This window comes from Chitinophaga solisilvae (assembly GCF_009928525.1).
GTDB classification, from domain to species: domain Bacteria; phylum Bacteroidota; class Bacteroidia; order Chitinophagales; family Chitinophagaceae; genus Chitinophaga; species Chitinophaga solisilvae.
Genome location: NZ_JAABOK010000003.1, coordinates 106,782 through 129,563 on the forward strand (window position 1 = coordinate 106,782; position 22,782 = coordinate 129,563).

Sequence of the window (22,782 nt, forward strand, 5' to 3'; positions counted from 1 at the left end):
GAAATAAAACGCATAAGCATGCTATTGGTTTACTTTTTGGGCAGTATCATGCGCTTCGTACATCAGGTCCGCCGGATATTACAAAATCTATACCCGCAGGTATTGGGGGACAAATAATTACTGCAAGGATACATTAATTACGGGAACGGGCACACTAAAAGAATTGAAATTACGGTACCGGTGGGTATAATATTACCCGGATTGAGGGAAGATATTATTGGCTCATAAAGGGTTTGTTCCGCTGATTAAACCTGTAGATATAGGATTCCAGTTGTTCTCTTTTGGATTTATCAGCGCGGAATTCTCCAAACAGGGCGCTGTCTTGCGGCAGAATATATTTTTTAAGATTATACCAGGATAGTTCCAGGATTTCACCGGTAACAATGTTGATAACTTTTTTCAGCCGCACCGGCGTGTTGATAGCGTTTACGGTCATGTCGGCCGGATTATAGATACCGCGGGACGGCTGCACACCCTGCAGTTCGTATACGCAGTAATACCCCAGCTGGCTGATGAGATTCAGTCCGTTATCATGGATGTAGATATTACGGCCGTCGCAGTATCCCCAGAATTTTTTCACTTTATGTTCCTGTCCCGCAGCATCGCGGAGCACCAGTTCATTCCGGTTGGCCAGCAGGTATATCTGGGCGGCAGTACTTTTATTTCTGATCAGAAAATCGCCCTGTTCTGCCGGATTGTTCTGCTGAAATTCAGTAAAGGTTCTGTACAGTCCTTTTTTGGGAGATGCCGTATAAATGATGACATCAGTGCTCCGCTCCTGTGCGGCAGCAGATAAGACGGGCCAGAGCAGGCACCAGCAATACAGCCAATTTTTCATGTTAACAAATGTATCCGGCTCTGGAAAACGGCGGCGGGGAAATAGCTGAACAGGGAATTTTATTCTGCTGATATGCAGATTATATCTCCGAAGAAAAAATAAAAGGCCGGGTAAAAACCCGGCCCGGCTGAAGGTTACAACAAAATCTAAACCTGCTTATGAGAAAAGCGTTAAGCTGATTGTTTGCTGCCGTTAGGGCAGCGTATGTCAGAGCTATAATTACAGTGCCATGGCCTGTAAGGAATGGTCCTTGCTTTCCAGCTGGGAAGTTCCCATCAGGAATTCGTCCACTTTTCTCGCACACTCGCGACCCTCGCTTATTGCCCATACCACCAGTGACTGACCGCGGCGCATATCGCCGGCAGTGAACACTTTAGGGATGGATGTCAGGTAATCTTTTTCTGTGGCTTTTACATTGCCTCTGTCGTCTCTTTCTACTTCAAGCTGATCCAGCATACCGGTATGCTGCGGATGTACAAAGCCCATTGCCAGCAGTGCCAGTTCGCAGGGCAGGTCTCTTTCAGACCCCGGTACTTCGGTAAATTGTGCGGGCCTGCCATCAGGGCTGAGCGACCATTGCAGGTCTACCAGACGTAATGCTTTCAGGTTGCCGTTATCATCGCCGATGAATGCTTTGGTAGCGATAGCCCATTGTCTGTCTGCGCCTTCTTCGTGTGAAGAGGAGGTTTTCAGTACCATGGGATAGGTAGGCCAGGGCATAAACGGTGTACGTTCTCCGGGAGGTTTCGGGAGCAGTTCCAGCTGGGTGATGCTTACCGCGCCATGGCGGTTGCTGGTACCCACGCAATCGGAGCCGGTATCGCCGCCACCTATCACGATCACATTTTTCCCGGTAGCAAAAATATCGTTGCCGTCAACCGGACGGTTATCCACACGTTTGTTCTGTTGTTTGAGAAAGTCCATTGCGTAGTGCACCCCTTTCAGCTCCCTGCCGGGGATGCTGAGGTCGCGCGGGATGGTGGATCCGCCGGCGAGCACAATAGCATTGTATTCGCGGAGCAGGTCGTTGGTACTAACGTTAACGCCTACGTTGGCATTACATTGAAAAACCACGCCTTCTTCTTCCATGAGTTTCACCCTGCGGTCGATGGTCCATTTTTCCAGTTTGAAATCCGGAATACCGTAGCGCAGCAGTCCGCCGGGTTTTTCATCGCGTTCGAACACGGTTACCTGGTGGCCGGCATAGTTCAGCTGGGCGGCAGCGGCGAGTCCGGCGGGGCCGGAGCCGATAACGGCAACTTTTCTGCCGGTGCGCACACGCGGTACTTTGGCCTGTACCAGACCTTTATCGAAAGCAACTTCAATGATATGTTTTTCTATTTCCTCGATAGCCACCGGCGGCTGGTTAATACCCAGTACACAGGCGCTTTCGCATGGTGCGGGGCAGATACGGCCGGTGAATTCAGGAAAGTTATTGGTGGAAGTGAGTATTTCATATGCTTCCTTCCAGTCCTGATGATATACGGCGTCATTAAATTCCGGGATTACATTACCCAGCGGGCATCCGCTGTGACAGAAGGGCACACCGCAGTTCATGCAGCGGGCAGCCTGCTTGTTGAGCGTAGTATCCGGAAAGCGTTCCACAAATTCATTGTAGTGGCCTACCCTTTCTGCCGGATCCGATTTCCGGGGCAGCTCTCTCGTAAATTCCAGGAATCCTGTAGGTTTACCCATAAACGTTATTCATTTGAGATGTTGTCATTTGGAATTTGGTTATTTGAGCGGAGATGGCGATGGCCATAAATCTCAAATAATCAAATCTCAAATACTAAATTTTCACCTGGACTTTTCCAGCTTTCACTACTGCCTTGTATTCTTTCGGGAATACTTTTACGAAGTGGCGTAACTGGTTTTCCCAGTCTTTCAGTATGAATTTAGCCACGGTGCTGTTCGTATAGGCGTGGTGTTTAGTGATGAGATCCTGCAGTGCAGTTACATCGTCCTGATCCAGGGGATCGAGGTCAATCATATCCCTGTTGCAGTGGTTGGCGAAAGTGCCTTTCACATCATATACATAGGCAATACCGCCGCTCATACCAGCGCCGAAGTTACGGCCGGTTTCACCGAGTATGACTGCTTTACCGCCGGTCATATATTCACAACCATGATCGCCAACGCCTTCCGCCACAATGGTAGCGCCGGAGTTGCGGACGCAGAAGCGTTCGCCGGCCTTACCGCGGATATAGGCTTCCCCGGAGGTGGCGCCGTAGAAGCACACGTTGCCGGCAATGATATTTTCTTCTGCCTTGAAACCGGACTCTCCGTGAGGATAGAGTATCAGTTTGGAACCGGAGAGGCCTTTGCCGAAGTAGTCGTTGGCTTCTCCTTCCAGTTCGAGCGTGAGCCCTTTGGTGGTGAAAGCGCCGAAGCTCTGCCCGGCGGAGCCGATGAATTTAAAGTGCAGCGTATCTTCCGGCAGTCCTGCGCTCTGGTAGCGTTTGGATATTTCGTTGGAAAGAATGGTGCCCACCGTACGGTCGGTATTCTTTACCGGGAACTGCTGATAAACGCGTGTTTTCTTTTCCAGTGCGGGTTGTGCAGCTTTCAGCAGCTGCCAATCCAGCACTTCGCTGATACCATGATCCTGTTCCTCCTGTTTATAGAGGCCGGTTTCAGGTGCCGCGGGTTCTTTGTATAAGATCGGAGACAGGTCCAGTTTCTGCGTTTTCCAGTGGGTGATGCCTTCGCGCATCTGCAGGCAATCTACCTGGCCCACCATTTCGTTGATGGTACGGAAGCCCAGGTCAGCCATAATTTCGCGGAGTTCTTCTACCAGGTAGGTGAAGAGGTTTACCACATGTTGCGGATCGCTGTTGAAGCGTTTGCGCAGATCAGGATCCTGAGTGGCAACGCCTACAGGACAGGTGTTCACGTGGCATTTGCGCATCATGATACAGCCTTCCACTACCAGGGCAGCGGTGGCTACACCCCATTCTTCCGCGCCGAGGAGCGTTGCGATGGCAATGTCGCGGCCGGTTTTCAGCTGGCCGTCTGTTTGCAGCACTACCCGGCCGCGCAGTTTATTTTTCACAAGCGTCTGGTGCGATTCCGCCAGACCCAGCTCCCACGGCAGCCCGGCGTGTTTGATGGAGCTTTCAGGAGAAGCGCCCGTACCGCCGTCGTGACCAGATACCAGTACAACATCGGCATGTGCCTTGGCTACGCCGGCAGCAATGGTGCCCACGCCTGCTTTTGATACCAGCTTAACGCTGATGCGCGCTGCACGGTTAGCATTTTTCAGGTCGTAGATCAGCTGCGCCAGATCTTCAATAGAATAAATATCGTGATGCGGCGGCGGTGAAATCAGCCCTACGCCTGGTGTGGCGTGTCTTACCTTGGCAATCCATTCGTCTACTTTATGGCCCGGCAGCTGACCGCCTTCTCCGGGTTTTGCACCCTGGGCCATTTTAATCTGCAGTTCATCTGCATTGGTAAGATAATAGCTGGTTACGCCAAAACGTGCGCTGGCTACCTGTTTGATGGCAGAGCGCATAGAATCGCCGTTTTCCATCAGCTGATAACGGATTTCATCTTCTCCCCCTTCGCCGGTATTGCTTTTGGCGCCGATGCGGTTCATGGCAACGGCCAGGGTGGAGTGCGCCTCGTGGGAGATAGAGCCAAAGCTCATAGCCCCGGTGGCGAAGCGTTTGAAAATGTTGCTGGCAGGTTCTACCTCATCAATGGAAATAGAAGCACGGTTACGCTTAAACGAAAAGAGGCTTCGCAGGGTGCAGGCTTTCTCGCTCTGCTCATTTACTGCTTTAGAATATTTTTTGAAGGTACTGTAATCTCCCATGCGGGTGGAATACTGCAGCAGGTGTATGGTGGTAGGATTGAAGAGATGGAATTCTCCCTTACGCTTCCACTGGTACACACCGCCTTCCGTCAGCCGCTGTACCGGAGTTTCCTTGCGGCCATAGCCCATCCAGTGTTTAGCCAGCGTTTCGCGGGCAATTTCATCCAGGCCCAGCCCCTGAATACGGGAAACAGCGCCGGCAAAATATTTATCTACCACCTGCTGATTGATCCCCAGGATTTCAAACACCTGCGCTCCCTGGTAGGATTGCAGCGTGGAGATACCCATTTTGGAGAATACTTTCAGCAAGCCTTCGCAGACAGCCTTGATATAGTTTTTCTTCAGTTTATCCACATCATGTGCGGTGTCCAGCTTGTCGGACAGCTTCATGTCGCGGATGGTGCTGAGCGCCAGGTAAGGATTGATGGCAGTAGCGCCGAATCCCAGCAGGCAGGCGAAATGATGCACTTCCCAGACGTCGCCGGCTTCAACGATCAGCCCTACAGATCCTCGGATACCTTTGCGGATCAGATGATGGTGTACGGCGGAAGCCGCGAGGACAGACGGAATGGCCGCGTGTTCGGAGTCGATGGCGCGATCCGACAGGATAATCACCTCAAAGCCATCTTCCACAGCGTCTACCGCATAGCGGCAAAGGCGCGCCAGCCCTTTTTCGAGGGAACCGGGTTTACCGTCAGCCTTGAAATAGGTATGCAGTGTTTTCGCCTGAAACAGGCCGGTGTCAATACTGCGGATCTTTTCCAGTTCGTAGTTGTTCAGGATCGGATGACGCAGCGCCAGACTATGGCAGTGCAGCGGATCTTCATCCAGCAGGTTGCCGTTGCCGCCTACGAAGGTAGCCAGAGACATTACCAGCCGCTCTCTGATAGGGTCTATCGGTGGGTTGGTTACCTGCGCAAACAGCTGCTTGAAGTAGTTGCAGAGATGTTGCGGTTGATTGCTCAGCGCAGCCAGCGGCGTATCTGTACCCATGGAACCTACCGGCTCCTTGCCGTCAATGGCCATCGGCGCAATGATGTGGTGCAGGTCTTCCGTGCTATAGCCGAAAGCGCGCTGGTATTTGAATATCTGGTCGTGCTCCAGGTGAGTAAACGTGACTCTTGGCTCTGGTAGCTCTTCCAGACGGATTTTATATTTATTGAGCCATTCGCCGTAAGGCTGCTGGGAACAGATCTGCTGCTTCAGCTCCTCATCGCCGATGATGCGGCCCTGGTCCATGTCTACGATGAACATTTTACCCGGCTGCAGGCGTCCTTTCTCTTTTACATTCTTAGGATCTACCGGTAATACCCCTGCTTCAGAAGCCATGATAACCCGGTCGTCCTTTGTTACAACAAAACGGCTGGGACGCAGACCGTTACGGTCCAGCGTAGCGCCGATGATTTTACCATCCGTGAAAGAAATGGAGGCCGGCCCGTCCCAGGGTTCCATGAGCGATGCATGGTATTCATAGAAAGCCTTCTTCTCTGTGCCCATGGCCTCGTTGCCATCCCATGCTTCGGGGATGAGCATCATCATAACATGCGGCAGGGAGCGGCCGGTCAGTGTCAGCAACTCGATAACATTATCGAGGCTGGCGGAGTCGGATTGTCCTTCTTCCACTATCGGTAAAATCATATCCATTTCCTCCGGTGTGAAGTACCTGGATATGAAATCCCTTTCACCGGCGCGGAGCCAGTTCAGGTTGCCTTTGAGGGTATTGATTTCACCATTATGCGCAATATAGCGGTAAGGGTGCGCCAGTCTCCAGCTGGGGAAAGTGTTGGTGGCAAACCGGGAGTGGATCAGCGCAAAGGCTGATACCATCTTTTCGTCACTCAGGTCTGTATAATAATGACGTACCTGATAGGTGGTCAGCTGACCTTTATACACAATGGTTTTATATGACAGGGAAGCAATGTAGAACAGTGCTTTCTCCTTAGGAATGGTATTGCGGACTGTTTTGGAAACATAGTTGCGGAGCACAAACAGTTTGCGTTCAAATGCTTCCGGATCACTGATAGAATAAGGACAGGCAATGAAAACCTGTTCTATTTCCGGTTCTACAGACAAGGCGGATTCACCGATGCCATCAGGGCGCACCGGCACTTTACGGTAGCCCAGTATTTCCAGGCCCAGTTTTTCAGCGCTGCGCTGCAGTATTTCGCGGCATTCTTCGCGCCAGCGGGGTTCTTTTGGAAAAAATACCATGCCTACACCATACTTTCCGAACTCTGGCAGGCGAATACCGATTTTCAGGCACTCGTCATACAGAAATTCATGTGGCATCTGAAACAGGATTCCTGCGCCATCACCTGTATTCTGTTCACAGCCACAGGCGCCGCGGTGTTCCATATTTTCCAGCATGGTTAAAGCATCACGAATAATATGGTGGGATTTACGGCCTTTAATATGAGCGGTAAAACCTGTTCCGCAGGCATCATGTTCAAATTCCGGACGGTATAAACCTTGCGTTTGCTTCACTTCATCCATTTGGTTTAGATTTTTTGCTTTGACATACCTCTCCCCTCCGGCTTTCGCCAGGTGGTTATGGTGTACGATATAATTCGGGAACGGTTTAAAGATACTAAAGGAATGCCGTATTTTTTATACAAACTTTTGTTAGAAGCCAAAAATTTAGAAAAAAATAAAAATAGTGGAGAAATTATTGAAATTCTTAAAATATCAAGGGTGTTTGGGATTTTATTATTTGGTTATTTGAGATTTGTAGCCAATTAATATGCCCCCTGAAAAATTTACGGATTTTGGAATTTTGAAATTTCGGAATTGTAAAAATGCAGCAAAGATCTTCGCGTATTCATCCGCTGTATTTACAATTCCGAAATTTCAAAATTCCAAAATCCATAAATTTTTCAGGGGGCATATTAATTGGCTACAAATCTCAAATAACCAAATAATAAAATCCCCGATATAAGTTAGGGTTCAAACGTAAAATAGGTTTTGCCGCCTCTTACGTGAACGCGCAGTGGTTCGGCCTGGTGGCTTTCGTTCTGCAGGCGGTCCAGTGCGGTAATGACATATGTATAATTTCTGCCTTTGATATAACCGGCATCTTTAAATTCCGGGTCTGGTGATTGTGGTTGTATGCTGATAATTTTCGTAGGGTCGGAAACGTTAATCGCTTCGTTCTGTTCGAAGCGGTAAAGTACGTATCCTTTGGTGCGGCCGGTGGTATCATCGTCAGTCCAATGAATTTCAAGTCCGCCGGGTCTTTCGAAGGCATCTATAAAATACGGCGGTTCAGGGGCCGTGTTAGGCAGCCAGGACATTACGGGGCGCAGTGCTGGATATTTGTAGAAATGGTTACGCAGAGAATCTTCTATACCCAGCGGGTTACCGGCAAATGATTTGGCGCTGTAAAAAATATCGCCCTGTATGGTATTCAGCGTACGGGCTTCTTCCAGCTGCACTACCAGCTCACGCGGATTTTTCCAGGCAGCGTTGCTGTTCAGTTTATACACACCGTGTCCTATATATACCTGGCGACCGTAGCCATGCTGGCCCCACCAGTTGAGCAGCACTTCGTAATCGGCCAGGCGGTGACCGCGCTCCCAGTACAGTTGCGGGGCTACATAGTCTATCCAGCCTTTCTTCAGCCATTTGAGAATGTCGGCATAAAGATCATCGTAGTTAGACATGCCTCCGCGGGTGTAGGAGCCTTCCGGATCTTTCTCCCGGTGCCGCCATACGCCAAACGGACTGATACCAAATTTCACCCAGGGCTTTTCAGCTTTGATGGCAGTACTCAGCATCTGGATGATGGCGTCTACATTGGCCCGGCGCCAGTCGTCCCTGGCCATGCCATTTCCGTATAGCCGGTACGAGTTATTATCCGGGAAATCCTTGCCGGGAACACGATAAGGATAAAAGTAATCATCGAAGTGAACAGCATCAATATCGTAGCGCTTTACCACGTCACGGATAACGGTGGTAACGTATTCGCGGGCTTCCGGAATAGCGGGATCAAAGTACTTTTTATTGTCGTAGTTAACGAACCACTGCGGGCGCAGACGGGTGATATGATCCGGCGTAACACTGCTGCGGCTGAGGTTGAACACAGCACGATAAGGGTTAAACCATGCATGGAATTCCATGCAGCGTTTATGTGTTTCTTCGATCATGAACTGCAGCGGATCGTAGAATGGATTAGGCGCCTGGCCCTGTGTGCCGGTAAGGTACTCGGACCATGGCTCGTATGGGGAAAGGTAGAAGGCGTCTGTCACCGGCCGTATCTGCACAATGACTGCGTTCATCCCGTTTCGTTGGTGTCTGTTAAGCAGGTCTATGAATTCCTGCTTCTGTTGTTCGGTACTCAGGCCACGTCTGGAAGGCCAGTCAATATTTTCGATGGTGGCTACCCATACGGCCCTCAGTTCCCTTTTGGGCGGCAATTGCGCCCAGGCCTGCTGCATCATTCCAATCCAGAGGATTGCGCCTGCTAATAATTGCTTTAACATCTGCCTTACTTTAATCCGTAAGATGCGAAAATAGCAAAAAGGAAGCCGGTTGCTCCATAAATGTGTGATTATTAAGGCTGTTTATTTATATCCACGCGGAAAGGCTGCGGTGCATAATCTTTCGGCAGATAGTCTGCGGGAATCGTGCTGGCGCTTCCATCGCGGTGTGCGTGGTATTGCGGCGACATAATTTCAATGCCTGCAGCATTGAACTGGTCCTGTATCTGCTGATGCAGGCCGGAATAAATAACAGCCATTTTGTGCGACTGGTCTGTGAAGGCGTTGATTTCGTAGGCAACGGAAAAATCGTTCAGCGCGGTCTGCAGCACAAACGGTGGCCTGTCTTTCAGGATACCATCGGTGGCCAGGGCTGCCCTGATGAGCAGTTCCTGCACCTGTTTCCACGGTACATCGTACCCGATGGTAACCGTTGTATGGAGTATGAGTCCGAGGTCCTTGCTGGAGGAGGTGAAGTTGATGGTGTGGCCGTTCAGCACACTGGCATTGGGGACGGTGATCTCTTCATTTTTAATGGTGCGCAGGCGTGTTACGAGTAATGTTTTTTCGATCACATCTCCCGTAATATCCCCTATTTTAATGCGGTCCCCTATTTTAAAAGGACGCATATACGTAATAACAAAGCCGGCAACAACATTGGATATGGCGGAAGATGAGCCCAGGGAGAAAAGGATGCCGAGGAATACGGACACACCCTGGAATATTTTGGAATCCGAACCGGGCAGGTATGGGAATATCACTACGAACATAAAGGCATACAGCAGGAATTTAATACCACTGGCGGTGGGCATGGCCCAGTCCGCGTAAAAGCCTTTTATCTGGAGGTTGCCGCAGGCAATTTCTGCTGCCAGGTAATTAACGAGCCTGACCAGGTAGCGGGTTACAATATAAATGACAAGAATGGTGAGCAGTTTGGGTAGGTACTGCAAAACGCCCGCCAGTATGGCTTTTATAGGAGAAAGTGTCCAGTCAATGAGTTTGTCGGCAATACCCTTGGTCCAGGGGAAAATGCTGAAAATCAGCGGCAGCGTAATATAGAAGATAAAAAGTATCAGTACGATGCGGATTATTTTCAGGGCACTGTAAAAGAGGCCCAGTTGTTTCTGCTGGTTAAGCAGGGCGTAGCCTTTTACTTTTACGCCTTTAAAATATTCTTCCTTGCGCTTGATAAGCCGGATGCGGATGCGTTTGAACACGCGGTTGATGCCGTATACGATCAGGCCGAAAATCGCCAGTATCAGGGCCAGCCAACCGATGCGGATCAGTACGTTTTTCAGGCTGTTCTGGTCTTTCTGCAGGAGAATTTCCTTCCGCATGATGGCGGCGTATTCTGCGGCAACAGATGATTTGTCGCGTTCCAGCCACAGGGCATCATCGTCAGTAACCGTCATCAGGATGATATCGTTATAGATAATGTCCACGTTGTTTTCGTTGGCAGCAGGTTTCAGGGAGTCGGCAGCGAAAAAGGGATCATGTTCCAGCTGCTGCAGTTTCCGTTCAATATTGGCAGCGCGGTCGCTGGGCTGCTGTGCGCCGAGACGGTTGTAGATACGGAACAGCGTATCCTGGAAGGGAGCCACGGGAATGCCGTTGGTAATGGCTTTCAGCTGTTTTATTCTTTCCAGCTGTTTAACTTTTCTGAGAGAATCTGTCTGGTCTATGTTACGGAGTTGCTGCTGCAGTTCCTGTTTTCGTTTATCGTTATCATTTTTCAGGGATTCAATCTGTTGCAGCAGGGTGTTTCTTTCAGCGGCATCGGCTTTAACGAGGGAGTCGTTCTGGCGCAGCAGCTGTGTGGTTTGTTCCAGGTGGGTATTAGTGATAGAGTCTTGCTGTGCTTTGCTGCTGTCTGTTTGCGCAAAGGTGCGTATAACCGTAGTGGTTAGGACGGCGGTTAAAAATAGAACAATAGACAATTTCATTCCCGAAGCTTTCTCTTAAAGTACGGAAAATTCCTGTAGCGTGCGCGGCTGCCGGCGGTGTGTGTGGAAATTTATAAGGGCAGACCAGCCGGAGCTGTGAAGTGATCCGGCGTGATTATACTTTTCTTTGTGTGTATTGCGAGTAATCAGGCAGAATCACTTCATAGTCCTGGTGCATCAGCGGAGAGGTCAGCAGGAAGTCGGCCGATGCGCGGTTGCAGGCAACGGGGATATTCCAGACTACGCCGAGTCTCAGTAGTGCCTTGATATCCGGGTCATGGGGCAGCGCTTCCATGGGGTCCCAGAAGAAGATGATTACATCCAGTGCGCCTTCTGCCACGAGGGCGCCGATTTGCTGGTCGCCTCCGAGGGGGCCGCTCAGGAGTTTTCTGACGGATACGTCGAGCGCTTCTTCTACCAGCTTGCCGGTAGTACCGGTAGCGTACAGTTCGTGGCGGCTCAGCACAGTTTTATTATAGGTGGCCCATTCAATGAGTTCCGCCTTTTTATGATCGTGTGCTATCAAAGCGATCCTTTTGCGTGCTTTCAGCGTTTTTATTGTTTGCATATGATGCAAAAGTAATAGGTGACACGCAAATAATAAATGTAATTTTTGACTAATATTAGTGTTTGTCGCCGGTATCCAGTGTGGAGAGGTCGCGGTCGAAAATATAGAGACCGCCTTTATCTTCCCCGATGAGCTTGAGTTTATCCAGGATATTCCTGGCCATTCTTTCTTCTTCAATCTGCTCGGTGACATACCATTGCATGAAGTTGTGGGTAGAATAATCCTTTTCGCTCAGGCAGATATCCACCAGGTTATTGATTTCTTTTGACACCAGCAGTTCATGGCTGTACACATGTTCAAAAATGGCATGTATGTTTTTGAATTTCACAGTAGGCTGCTGCAGTGCGGGTACGAGGCCATGACCGCCGCGTTCGTTGATAAACTTCAGGAGTTTCAGCATGTGTACTCTTTCCTCATCGGAGTGGCGGTAGAGGAACTGGGCAATACCGTTATAGCCCTGCACTTCCGCCCAGGATGCCATTGCCAGGTAATATTGGGACGAGGCGGCTTCCATTTCAACCTGTTTGTTCAATGCTGATTCGATGGTCTGGGAGAGTTCTTTTAGTAGCATGGAAGGAAATTTTAATTTATACCGGGGTGAATAATGACAATCTGCAAAATCAAATCTGCCTATAAGAATATTGTAAAATTCGATAGGTTTTGAGGAGGGCAGGTCTGAAATTCTGCCCGGAAAATGTTACCTTTGTAGAGTAAATTAGGATAAAATGATTAAAACAGGAAATCCGATCATCAGCATATACACGGAAATGACGCCCAACCCGGAAACCATGAAGTTTGTGGCCAACAAACTGCTGTATCCAGGCAAGAGCATCGATTTTCCTGATGAGGCGAGTGCAAAACCATCGCCGTTAGCGATGGAGTTATTCAGCTTCCCGTTCATCCGGGGAGTGTTTATCATGGCGAACTTTATTACGCTGACAAAAACCATTGAAACAGACTGGAATGATATAATCCCTACAGTGAAAGCCTTCCTGAAGGAATACCTGGAGGATAACCGTCCTGTTATTAACGAAGATGAAGTGGTGGTAACGAAAGATACCGCCAGTAACGAAGTGAGTGCAGATGACAGCGATGTGGTTAAACGTATCAAGGAATTACTGGAAAACTATGTGAAACCAGCCGTAGAAATGGATGGCGGCGCTATCCAGTTCAAAGATTACAACGCCGGCACGGTTACACTGATGTTACAGGGTTCCTGCTCCGGTTGCCCATCTTCCATGATTACGCTGAAAGCCGGTATTGAAGGCATGATGAAACGCATGATACCGGAAGTGAAGGAAGTGGTGGCAGAAGCAGAATAAGCCATAGTTGAGTGAATGATAGTGTTAAATGAAAGCACAGTCTTAGTGGCTGTGCTTTTTTATTTCGGATAAAATATAATTAAAGTAACAATGAAAAGGGTTTTGGTTTGGATAACCGGACTGGTTATCACTGCGCATCCGGTATGGGCACAAAAGAAAAAGAGCATAGACAGTGCATCTGCCGTTATCACCTACGGCTTCAGCAACAACGGAAAAGAAACCGGCGGCAGCCTGCAGCTTATCATTGACCACAACAGAGCGCACCTGGTTCCCGGCGGCGCAAAACAAAAAGAACAGCAATACCTGCAACTCGATGAAAAAGCCTCCTGGCAGGTACTCAGCACTCCTAACGGTGACACGTACACGCTGAAAAAGCCGTTCTCCGAATATGCCACCGCAGAACTACTCCCCGACACAGCTACCATCCTTGGTTATGTCTGCAAAAAAGCAAAACTCTTCATCCGCTCCAACACCATCGAAGTATGGTATACCAACGCACCGGCACTGAAAGGAACACCTAACATCACCATCGCTCCGGGTCTGGGCCTCGTTCTCCGCATCGTAAGAAACGGTAACAGCGAAACCATCGCCAGGAAAATAACCTATCGTAAAATTACTGCCGAAGAACTGGCATGGCCATCCAATACAGGCCAGCAGGTAGACGATGCCGCTTACATGCGCCAGGTGATAGACAGCAGATATACTACCCTGCCCGTTTTCAACCAGGAACAGATCTCCTGGGGTAATCAGACCCCCAACCCTTCCGGGGACCAGGCAGATAAAGTGTATCACTACGCCGGCGGCACCATCATCCTGAAGAAAATAAAACTGCCCGCACCCAAAAAAGGAGAGAACCTGTTCGCTGAACTGGTACAGTACTCCAACGGCGACGCATATGACAGAACAGGATCCGTATTCATGATCCCTACCGATAAAGCATCTTCTTTCCTCGACGGCCTGCAGAAAGGCGCTGCTGCCCTCCCCTTCGTTACTACCGCCAACGGTAAAAAATATCAGGGTATGGTGGCCACCGACAACTATTTCCCGGTACTGGAAATACTCCGTTTCTTCACGCCTTTCGGAGTACGCCATTTCAATGACCAGGTGAAAATCAAAGGCTATAACTGGGCGGACTCCGTTGTATACAAACAGGATGTAACAGAACTGCAACAACGCCTGCAGGGCGATGTATGGATAGGCGTATACATCGGCAACTACGACAAAGGCGGCCATAAAGTAAGCCTCAGCCTCAAGTACTACCCGGGTTACGATGATGAAGAAAGCCATGCTTCGCCCAACTGGATATACCCGGCTTTTAATACCACCAACATCATGGAAATGGCCGGACAGGAATACGCTACCCTCTTCGATAAAGACTCTCTGACCGTTACCGTCAACATCCCGGAAGGAATTAAGAACCTGCAGCTGCGCTACATCACCACTGGTCATGGCGGCTGGGGCGGCGGCGATGAATTCAATCCTAAAGAGAATGAAATCTTCATCGATGGAAAAAGAGTTTACCGCTTCATCCCCTGGCGTACAGACTGCGCCACCTACCGCCTCTCCAACCCGGCATCCGGTAACTTCGGCAACGGCCTCTCTTCCTCAGACCTGAGCCGCTCCAACTGGTGCCCCGGCACACTCACCCCGCCGGTATTCATCTCCCTGCCAGACGTTACTCCCGGTATCCATACCATCAAAGTAGCTATCCCGCAGGGAAAACCGGAAGGTACCAGTCAGAGTTTCTGGAATGTGTCAGGAACATTAATGGGCAATAAATAATTACGGGTCATTTTATTATTTGATTATTTGAGATTTAATTATTTAAAGCGAAGACCTGAGCGGATAGTTTTCGCTCAGGTCTTCGCTTTAAATAATTAAATCTCAAATAATCAAATAATAAAATGAGCGTAATTTCGTAAGATGAATGAGATCTTTAATGGCATACAAACCGGCTTGCATGAAATGACGTGGCTGGAAGTGGTGGCGGTTATTTTTGCGGTTTTGTCTGTTATTTTTCAGAAGAAAAATAATATCCTGGTTTATCCTACTGGCATTATCAGCACCGGCATTTACACTTATCTGCTTTCGAGAGCGCACTTTAAATTATATGCGGATGCTACGCTGAATGCCTATTACCTGGTGATGAGCATATATGGCTGGGTGTATTGGTCAAGGAAGGCTACGCAAAGGCCGGAAGTAAAAATTACACGCAGCAGCCGCAGGGAAATGCTGACAGCGGTTGCCATAGCGCTGACAGGCTGGGTGCTGTTTTACCTGTTGCTGGTGAATTTCTCCGATTCCAATGTGCCGGTAATGGATGGCTTTATATCGGCTACAGCCTGCGCCGGTATGTGGCTGCTGGCAAAACGTAAGCTGGAAAACTGGATACTGTTGAATATCTCCAACTTTGTGGCAGTACCATTGTTGTTCTACAAACATTTATATCTCACGGCATTTCTTACCATCTTTTTATTTATCATTGCCCTGTTCGGATATGCAAGCTGGCGTAAGACAGTCATGCAACAGGAAATAGCACATTCATGAAAAAAGTTGTTGTCATAGGGCCTGAGTCAACAGGAAAAAGCACGCTGAGCGCTAAGCTGGCAGCACATTTCAATACCGTATGGACGCCGGAATACGCCAGAGAATACCTGGACCACCTGGGGCGTCCCTATGAGAAAGATGATTTGCTGGCTATTGCAGAGGGGCAGCTGCAGCTGGAAAGGGAGCAGGCTGCCAGGGCCAGTACTGTATTGATTTGTGACACAGACCTATACGTCATAAAGGTCTGGAGCGAACATAAATACGAAGATTGCGACCCCCGCATACTAAAAGAAATTGCAGCGCAGGAGTGTGACCATTACCTGCTGACCTACATAGATCTTCCCTGGGAAGAAGATCCGCAGCGGGAATACCCCGATCCGGAAATGAGACAGTACTTTTATAATATCTACAAGGATATTGTTATCGGCTCCGGTGTAACCTGGACGGATATACGGGGAAGTTTTGACGAACGGGAAGCGCTGGCAATAGCGGCTGTTAACCGGTTATTGCCATCATAGACATTACTTCCGGCCGGTAACCAGTTCCATGATGTCCAGATCAGGTGCGAGGTTGCGCATTTGTACAAGTATCTTCCGTTGCCGCCAGGCGGTTATTCTGGCTGGCGGATTCACGGTATATTTTACGGGGTTAGGCAGGCAGGCAGCAATCATGGCAGCTTCTTCCCGGTTCAGCATGGCGGCGCTTTTGCCGTAATATTCGCGGGAGGCCGCTTCCACACCGAAAATACCATCGCCGGTTTGCGCTACGTTCAGGTACATCTCCAGTATCCGCTGTTTTCCCCATATCTTCTCTATCATAAAAGTAAAATACACCTCCAGGCCCTTGCGGATCCAGCTGCGCCCCTGCCAGAGGAATACATTTTTAGCCACCTGCTGACTGATAGTGCTGGCGCCGCGGATCTTTTTACTGCTCTGGTTATGCTTCATGGCCTTTTCGATGGATTTGTAATCAAATCCGTCATGATCCGGGAAGAGCTGGTCTTCACTGGCAATCACAGCGAGTTTCGCATGCTGCGAAATTTCATCGTAGCTCACCCATGTTTTATGAAATTTTTTGTCGGTACCCCAAAGGCTGAACCAGCTGGAGATCATGGTAAGGGTAATGGGTGGATTCACCCATTTTAATATGACGATGTAAACAAATTGTGCAACAATTAAAACCAGTAGTACTCTCTTCAGCCTCCTCCACGTTCTGGGAACAATACCTTTTAAATTCATCCGCGTAGGTTTAGAAAAATCGGGCCGAAAGGTAGGAAGATATTACCGAATTACGCATGATGAAAATACGATTTGCGGGTTGTTGCGGATATATTTCGGTAAATTTACGTAGCAGTGGACTCAAAATACTTTGCTTATGCTATTACGTGTGCATCCGGATAACCCAAATCCCCGCCATATTCATACCATCATTGATTGCCTGAAAAACGGGGGGATCATCATCTATCCGACAGATACGGTTTACGGGCTGGGCTGTGATATTACCCAACATAAGGCTATTGAGCAGATAGCGCGGATTAAACAGGTAGACCTGAAGAAAGCGCACTTTTCATTTATCTGTTATGACCTGAGCCATTTATCGGACTACGCCAAAAGTGTGGATACGCCTGTGTTCAGAATGTTGAAAAAGGCGTTGCCGGGGCCATACACCTTTATTCTGCCTGCCAGCAGGATGGTGCCCAAATTGTTAAAAACAAAGAAAGACACCGTAGGTATCAGGGTACCAGATAATAATATCTGCAGAACTATTGTAAAAGAGCTGGATAATCCGTTGATGAGTACTACCCTGCCCATAGAGCACTACGTAGAAGAATATACGGACCCGGAAATCATTTATGAGAAGTTCGGCCGGCAGGTGGATATTGTGGTGGACGGTGGCCCGGGCGGAATGGCATTCTCCACCGTGATAGACTGCACCGGCCCTGAACCGGAACTTATCCGCGAAGGATTAGGCAGTTTTGAAGAGATTACCTGATAAATATTTTTTTATGAAGAAGATGTGGTGGATAACCGGTTGCTGCTGCCTGTGGGGAATGCTGCCTGCATCAGCCCAGACATTTTCACTGAAGCCGGTACACCTGTTGCCGGCAGTTAAACCGGCTGTAGTAATGCCTGCCCCTGCCCCGGTTAAACCGGCAGCGTATCCTGTTTATATGATGGCATCCAATGCTTATTATAACCAGCATTTCGGGTTTTTCTGCAAACAGGAATGGGGTTGGCAGAAAAAGACAGGCTTGCCTTTGAAAGTACGGCTCGGTAGCTATGATTATACGCAACGCAAAGAAGGAAAGTGAGTACGGTCGGTGTTTTTGTTGTATTTATTTGCTTGAGGCAAATAAATATATTTGACATAGTCAATTAATATGCCGGCGGGTAAATGTCATAAAAAAAGGCGGTCTGACAAGACCGCCTTTCCTTTATTTACAGGGATAATTATTTAATACCCAGTTTCTTTGCGATATCTGCAGGTAACGCTTTTTTGTTCACCATGTAGCTGGTGGTTTTATAAGCGAAGTAAGGCATGGAAGCGTAGAAGTAACCCTGGCTGAAAGTTTCAGTACCCCAGGAGTTTTTCACGCGGAAGTATTTGGTGCCGTTCTGATCTTTTACCAGGCCAACGATATGCATACCGTGGTCATCCTGGGTTTCGAAATTATCAAAAGCTACCTGGCGTACTTCAGGAGTGATGGTTTTTTCGGTACCTGGCTGCAGGAAGGCATTTTTCTTTTCTTCGGCAGACATATCCGCGAAGTCTTTTTCCGGCACGATAGCCAGGCCTTCCTTGAAGTTGAAGCCCTTTTCGCTTACATCAGCAGCCCATGCAATAGTGTAGCCGTTCATGATAGCGTTTTCAGCGATATTGGTAAAGTCAGTCAGGTTTACGTTGTATACCTTTTCCCAGTTCCAGTTATCCGGAATTTCCAGTACAAACTGTGAGTTGTAAGGGTGGTGGTTGAAGGAAGTAATCAGCACATAATCGTCAGCATTCAGGCCCAGTTCTTTAGCGAAAGACTGCGGCGTGTATGATTTGCCGTTATAATCAAATTTTTCAGGAGCTTCGCCCATATAGGCGTTCAGTACGCCGTTAAAGGCTTTTTTCCAGTCTGGGTTGATAGTGCCCTGCGCATCGCCGATAGTTTTCACCAGGCCTTCCAGGAGTTTTTCCATTTCAGCGTGGTTGTACATTTTTACTTTGTTGCCATCGTAAGCGCTTTGAGGTACCAGGCCGTATTCACGCAGACAGAGGAGATCGTCCGGGAAACCGCCGCCTTCTCCGAAGTTGCTTTTTCCATGCATGCGAACGTAGTTATCAGCTTTCAGCGGATACATTTTACGTACCACAAACATTTCGCTCAGGTTGAGGCCCTTGTGTTTACCGTTGCGCAGTAATTCAGATTCAAAAAAAGATAATCCGGAAAAAGACCAGCAGGTACCTGTGCGGCCCTGGTTCTGTACGTCTCCCGCATCCAGGTTCTTCAGAACCGTAAACTGATAGCGGCTACCTTCCACATTGGTGCTGGTTTGTGCAAATGCTGCAGATGTACCGCAAAGCAAGGCTGCACCTATTATCCAATTCTTCATGAGTAATAATGATGGTTTTTTAACAAAGGGCCAAAAATAAGGGAAAGGAGGTATTCTTCCCTTTAAAAGATGGATGAACGGAGCATTACGGGGTACTTGATTACTTTTCTTCGTAATGGGCGCGGGTGATCTCCCACTCCCACAGGTCTTCGTTTTCCCTGTTTTTGATAGTGCCGACAAAACGCATTCCTGATTTTTGTAATATTTTAACGGATGCGTTGTATTCTTCCTCTGTGTGTGCGATGACGCGTTGAACATAGGAATGCCCGAAGGCAAACCGGATAAGGCCCTGTGCCATTTCGGAGCCAAGCCCTTTTTCGCGGTAGTCGGGGGTAATCTCGTAGCCCATTTCCACGATGCCGTCCTGATTAGGTTTTCCCTTGAAACCGCCGGCGCCGATGAGGCGTTTATCTTCCCGGTGGATAACGAGATAAAAGAACCAGCCGAGCATAGAAGGGTCGTTGCGTAATTTATCATATGCCACCAACACCATTTCAGGGTATTCTGTCCAGCCTTCCTGCACCGTAATTCCAAGCAGGTCAGCCAGTGTATCATTGCCCTGTAATAGTGATTCAAAGTGCAACAGCGAGCAAGGCAACAATTGTAGTCGAGGTGTTTGGATCATGTTTTGAAACTAGTAAACTGTTTTGGGAAATACAAGTGTGAAGAATTATGAATTACGAATGATGAATGATGAGTTGAAAGCGAAAATATAAGCGTACAATTATTTTTGATCGTTGCTAATATTTTCGCTTTCAACTCATCATTCATCATTCGTAATTCATAATTCCTGTTAATTAGTGTGCTTGCAGCCAGTTCTCGCCGGTTCCCAGTTCTGCTTCTACGGGAACGGCCAATGGTAATGCGCTGCGCATACAGTCTAATATCAGGGGTTTAATTATTTCGAGTTCTGAACGGTGCGCATCAAAAACCAATTCGTCATGCACCTGCAGGAGCATGCGGGAGCGCAGGTTATTTTCTTTGAAAGCCTTGTTCACTGCTATCATGGCCAGTTTGATCATATCTGCGGCTGTACCCTGGATTGGCATATTGATGGCGTTTCTTTCGGCATAACCGCGTACTACGGCATTGGAAGAGTTAATATCTTTCAGCCATCTTTTTCTGCCCAGTGTCGTTTGTACGTAACCGTTAGTCTGTGCAAACTGTATCTGGTCATCCATATATTTTTTAATGGACGGATACTGTGCAAAGTAGTTATCTATCAGTGTTTTGGCTTCACTACGCGGAATACCCAGGTTTTCGGATAATCCGAATGCGCTCACGCCGTAGATGATGCCGAAGTTGACGCTTTTGGCATTGCGGCGCATATCAGGCGTTACATCTTCCAGCGCTACGTTATACACTTTGGCGGCCGTGGCAGCGTGAATATCTATCTGCTGACGGAATGCATCCATCATCTGCTGATCTTCACTGATAGCGGCGATAATGCGCAGCTCAATCTGGGAGTAGTCGGCGGATAATAATACGTATTCTTCATTACGCGGAACGAATGCCTTACGTACTTCACGGCCTCTGTCCGTGCGGATAGGAATATTCTGCAGATTAGGATTGTTGGAGCTTAAACGACCGGTTACAGCTACTGCCTGGTTATAGGAGGTATGCACGCGGCCGGTACGCGGATTGATCATTAACGGCAATGCATCTACGTAGGTAGATTTCAGTTTGCTCAGCTCACGGAAGATGAGAATATCATCTACGATTTTATGTTTGTTGGCGAGCTTTGCCAATACGTCTTCGCCGGTAGCATATTGCCCGGTGCGCGTTTTCTTGGCTTTAGGGTCGAGTTGCAGTTTTTCAAACAGCACTTCGCCGAGTTGCTTGGGCGATGCGAGTTTGAAGCGAACGCCTGCCTGTTCGTATACGCTTTCTTCCGCCCGTTTGATTTCCGATTCCAGTTCACGGGAGTAGTCAGACAGTGCCTGGGTATCGATGCGGATACCTTCAAACTCCATATCAGTAAGTACTTTAACGAGCGGGTTTTCCACTTCGTAAAATACCTTGTCTACTTTTCTTTCCGGCAGCATCGGGGCAAAAACACCTTTCAGCTGCAGGGTGATGTCTGCATCTTCAGCCGCATATTCCTTGATTTTTTCTACTTCCACGTCGCGCATATTCCCTTGTCCCTTTCCTTTTTTACCGATGAGGGATTCTATGGAAACCGGCTCGTACTGCAGGTATTGGGCGCTCAGTGCATCCATGCTCCTGCGGCCTTCCGGCTCAATGAGGTAATGCGCCAGCATGGTGTCGAACAGGTTGGCGGTGACTTCCACTCTATACCATTTCAGCACCAGCATATCGTATTTGATATTCTGTCCTACGAGTGTGATGGACGGGTGCTGGAACAGCGGCAGAAATTCATGCAGGATAGCGCGTGCAGCATCATGATCGGCCGGCAGCGGAATATAGTACGCCTCTCCCTGAGTATAGGAAAAGCTCATCCCTACAATATCTACTGCATTGGCATCGGTGCCGGTAGTTTCCGTATCGAAGCATACTTCCTGCTGTTGCAGCAGCTGCTGAAGCAGTGCGGCTCTTTTTTCAGGGGTATCTGTCAGCTCGTATTGATGTGGCGTGTTGCTGATATTTTTATCCGGGGCGAGGAAGCTGGCGGCTTCGGAGGCCGCTTCATCTACTGCTGGTGCGGTATCAACGGCGGTAGCGTTGCCGAACAGGTCTGTCTGCACTACTTTGGCTTTAGTTTCAGCGCCGTTTCCGCTGGTAAAGCCTTCTCCCAGGATCCTTTTACCCAGTGTCTTAAATTCCAGTTCGGTAAAAATCTCTGTGAGTTTTTCCTTGTTGATGTCAGTCAGACAGAAATCTTCTTCATGAAAAGTAACCGGTACGTCGGTGATGATGGTAGCCAGTTCTTTGGAGAGGACGGCACTTTCAGCGCCGGCTTTGATCTTCTCTCCCATCTTGCCGCCGATGGCATCTGCGTTGGCCAGCACATTTTCGAGTGTTTCGTACTGCGCAAGCAGTTTCATGGCTGTTTTTTCACCAACGCCGGCAATACCGGGAATGTTATCCACAGCGTCGCCCATGAGGCCGAGAATATCGATCACCTGGGATACATCCTTGATCTGCCATTTTTCACATACTTCCTTTGGACCGAGGATTTCTTCCTTGCTGCCCATGTATGGCGGCTTATAGATATATACATTGTCTTTCACCAGCTGACCGTAGTCTTTATCGGGCGTAACCATATATACGTTGTAACCCGCTTCAGCAGCTTGCCAGGCGAGTGTTCCGATAACGTCGTCTGCTTCATATCCATCTAATTCCACCACCGGGATATTAAATCCTTCGATGATGCGTTTAATATCAGGAAGAGCGTCCAGCAGATCTTCGGGGGCATCTTCCCTGTTGGCTTTATAGTCGGTGAATGTAGTATGACGTTCGGTAGGCGCATGTGTATCAAACGCAACGGCCAGGTGAGTAGGTTTTTCTTTATTGATGAGATCCAGTAAAGTTGTTGTAAACCCAAACTGCGCATTGGTATTGCGCCCCGTGCTGGTAACCCGGGGATTTCTGATCAGAGCGTAATATGCCCTGTAAATCAGCGCCATAGCGTCCAGTAAAAATAATTTCTTTTGCATCGCTAAACCTACAAGAATTAATTTGAATGCACAAAATTAAGATTGTAACACAATAT

The 22,782-nt window shown here is 48.6% G+C and carries 17 protein-coding genes; 6 read left to right on the forward strand and 11 right to left on the reverse strand.

Annotated features, from left to right (window positions below; all coding sequences use genetic code 11):
• Nucleotides 1-214 precede the first annotated feature (214 nt).
• From GWG06_RS06400 to GWG06_RS06430, 7 genes are all read right to left on the reverse strand, one after another.
• Nucleotides 215-838, reverse strand: coding sequence for a hypothetical protein (locus GWG06_RS06400; RefSeq protein ID WP_160712103.1), 624 nt, complete (start codon nt 836-838; stop codon nt 215-217).
• 219 nt (nt 839-1,057) lie between these two features.
• The gene (locus GWG06_RS06405) at nt 1,058-2,533 is read right to left on the reverse strand and encodes a glutamate synthase subunit beta (protein ID WP_127043374.1); all 1,476 of its coding nucleotides are present in this window, start codon (nt 2,531-2,533) and stop codon (nt 1,058-1,060) included.
• 94 nt (nt 2,534-2,627) lie between these two features.
• Nucleotides 2,628-7,148 (reverse strand): glutamate synthase large subunit, encoded by a 4,521-nt coding sequence (gene gltB, locus GWG06_RS06410; protein WP_160712105.1) that lies wholly within the window; start codon nt 7,146-7,148, stop codon nt 2,628-2,630.
• Nucleotides 7,149-7,591: 443 nt separating this feature from the next.
• Nucleotides 7,592-9,133 carry a glycoside hydrolase family 10-like protein gene (locus GWG06_RS06415; protein WP_160712107.1) on the reverse strand — a complete coding sequence of 514 codons (1,542 nt, stop codon included), beginning with the start codon at nt 9,131-9,133 and terminating at the stop codon, nt 7,592-7,594.
• Between the two features lie 71 nt (nt 9,134-9,204).
• Nucleotides 9,205-11,073 carry a mechanosensitive ion channel domain-containing protein gene (locus tag GWG06_RS06420; protein ID WP_160712109.1) on the reverse strand — a complete coding sequence of 623 codons (1,869 nt, stop codon included), beginning with the start codon at nt 11,071-11,073 and terminating at the stop codon, nt 9,205-9,207.
• Nucleotides 11,074-11,188: 115 nt separating this feature from the next.
• On the reverse strand, nt 11,189-11,641 hold the full coding sequence (locus GWG06_RS06425) for a methylglyoxal synthase (protein WP_127044212.1): 453 nt from the start codon (nt 11,639-11,641) through the stop codon (nt 11,189-11,191).
• A gap of 55 nt (nt 11,642-11,696) precedes the next feature.
• Nucleotides 11,697-12,212, reverse strand: coding sequence for a ferritin (locus GWG06_RS06430; RefSeq protein WP_127044211.1), 516 nt, complete (start codon nt 12,210-12,212; stop codon nt 11,697-11,699).
• Between the two features lie 154 nt (nt 12,213-12,366).
• On the opposite strand from GWG06_RS06430, the gene GWG06_RS06435 reads away from it, so the two are divergent.
• The 4 genes from GWG06_RS06435 (at nt 12,367) to GWG06_RS06450 (ending at nt 16,028) form a co-directional block, all read left to right on the forward strand.
• Complete coding sequence (locus tag GWG06_RS06435; protein WP_127044210.1) at nt 12,367-12,963, forward strand: NifU family protein; 597 nt, start codon at nt 12,367-12,369, stop codon at nt 12,961-12,963.
• A gap of 90 nt (nt 12,964-13,053) precedes the next feature.
• Nucleotides 13,054-14,745: a PNGase F N-terminal domain-containing protein gene (locus GWG06_RS06440; RefSeq protein ID WP_160712111.1), complete on the forward strand. Its 1,692-nt coding sequence runs from the start codon at nt 13,054-13,056 to the stop codon at nt 14,743-14,745.
• Between the two features lie 141 nt (nt 14,746-14,886).
• Nucleotides 14,887-15,510: a nicotinamide riboside transporter PnuC gene (gene pnuC / locus GWG06_RS06445; protein ID WP_127042041.1), complete on the forward strand. Its 624-nt coding sequence runs from the start codon at nt 14,887-14,889 to the stop codon at nt 15,508-15,510.
• On the forward strand, nt 15,507-16,028 hold the full coding sequence (locus GWG06_RS06450; RefSeq protein ID WP_160712113.1) for an AAA family ATPase: 522 nt from the start codon (nt 15,507-15,509) through the stop codon (nt 16,026-16,028). Before pnuC ends, GWG06_RS06450 begins: the two co-directional genes overlap by 4 nt.
• 3 nt (nt 16,029-16,031) lie before the next feature.
• Here the strand turns inward: GWG06_RS06450 and mtgA are convergent, their stop codons facing one another.
• On the reverse strand, nt 16,032-16,748 hold the full coding sequence (gene mtgA, locus GWG06_RS06455) for a monofunctional biosynthetic peptidoglycan transglycosylase (protein ID WP_160712115.1): 717 nt from the start codon (nt 16,746-16,748) through the stop codon (nt 16,032-16,034).
• Nucleotides 16,749-16,884: 136 nt separating this feature from the next.
• Between mtgA and GWG06_RS06460 the strand changes: the two genes are divergently transcribed.
• Both GWG06_RS06460 and GWG06_RS06465 read left to right on the forward strand, forming a co-directional pair.
• Nucleotides 16,885-17,502 (forward strand): L-threonylcarbamoyladenylate synthase, encoded by a 618-nt coding sequence (locus GWG06_RS06460; protein WP_127042035.1) that lies wholly within the window; start codon nt 16,885-16,887, stop codon nt 17,500-17,502.
• A 13-nt stretch (nt 17,503-17,515) separates the two neighbouring features.
• Complete coding sequence (locus GWG06_RS06465) at nt 17,516-17,821, forward strand: hypothetical protein (protein WP_127042033.1); 306 nt, start codon at nt 17,516-17,518, stop codon at nt 17,819-17,821.
• Nucleotides 17,822-17,960: 139 nt separating this feature from the next.
• Here GWG06_RS06465 and GWG06_RS06470 read toward each other — a convergent pair whose 3' ends face one another.
• The 3 genes from GWG06_RS06470 to polA all read right to left on the reverse strand — a co-directional run bounded on the left by GWG06_RS06470 (nt 17,961) and on the right by polA (nt 22,726).
• A complete protein-coding gene (locus GWG06_RS06470; RefSeq protein ID WP_127042031.1) occupies nt 17,961-19,109 on the reverse strand; it encodes a C1 family peptidase in 1,149 nt (382 codons plus the stop codon).
• 100 nt (nt 19,110-19,209) lie between these two features.
• Nucleotides 19,210-19,734, reverse strand: coding sequence for a GNAT family N-acetyltransferase (locus tag GWG06_RS06475; protein ID WP_127042029.1), 525 nt, complete (start codon nt 19,732-19,734; stop codon nt 19,210-19,212).
• A gap of 172 nt (nt 19,735-19,906) precedes the next feature.
• Nucleotides 19,907-22,726: a DNA polymerase I gene (polA, locus tag GWG06_RS06480; RefSeq protein WP_160712117.1), complete on the reverse strand. Its 2,820-nt coding sequence runs from the start codon at nt 22,724-22,726 to the stop codon at nt 19,907-19,909.
• Between the last annotated feature and the right edge of the window lie 56 nt (nt 22,727-22,782).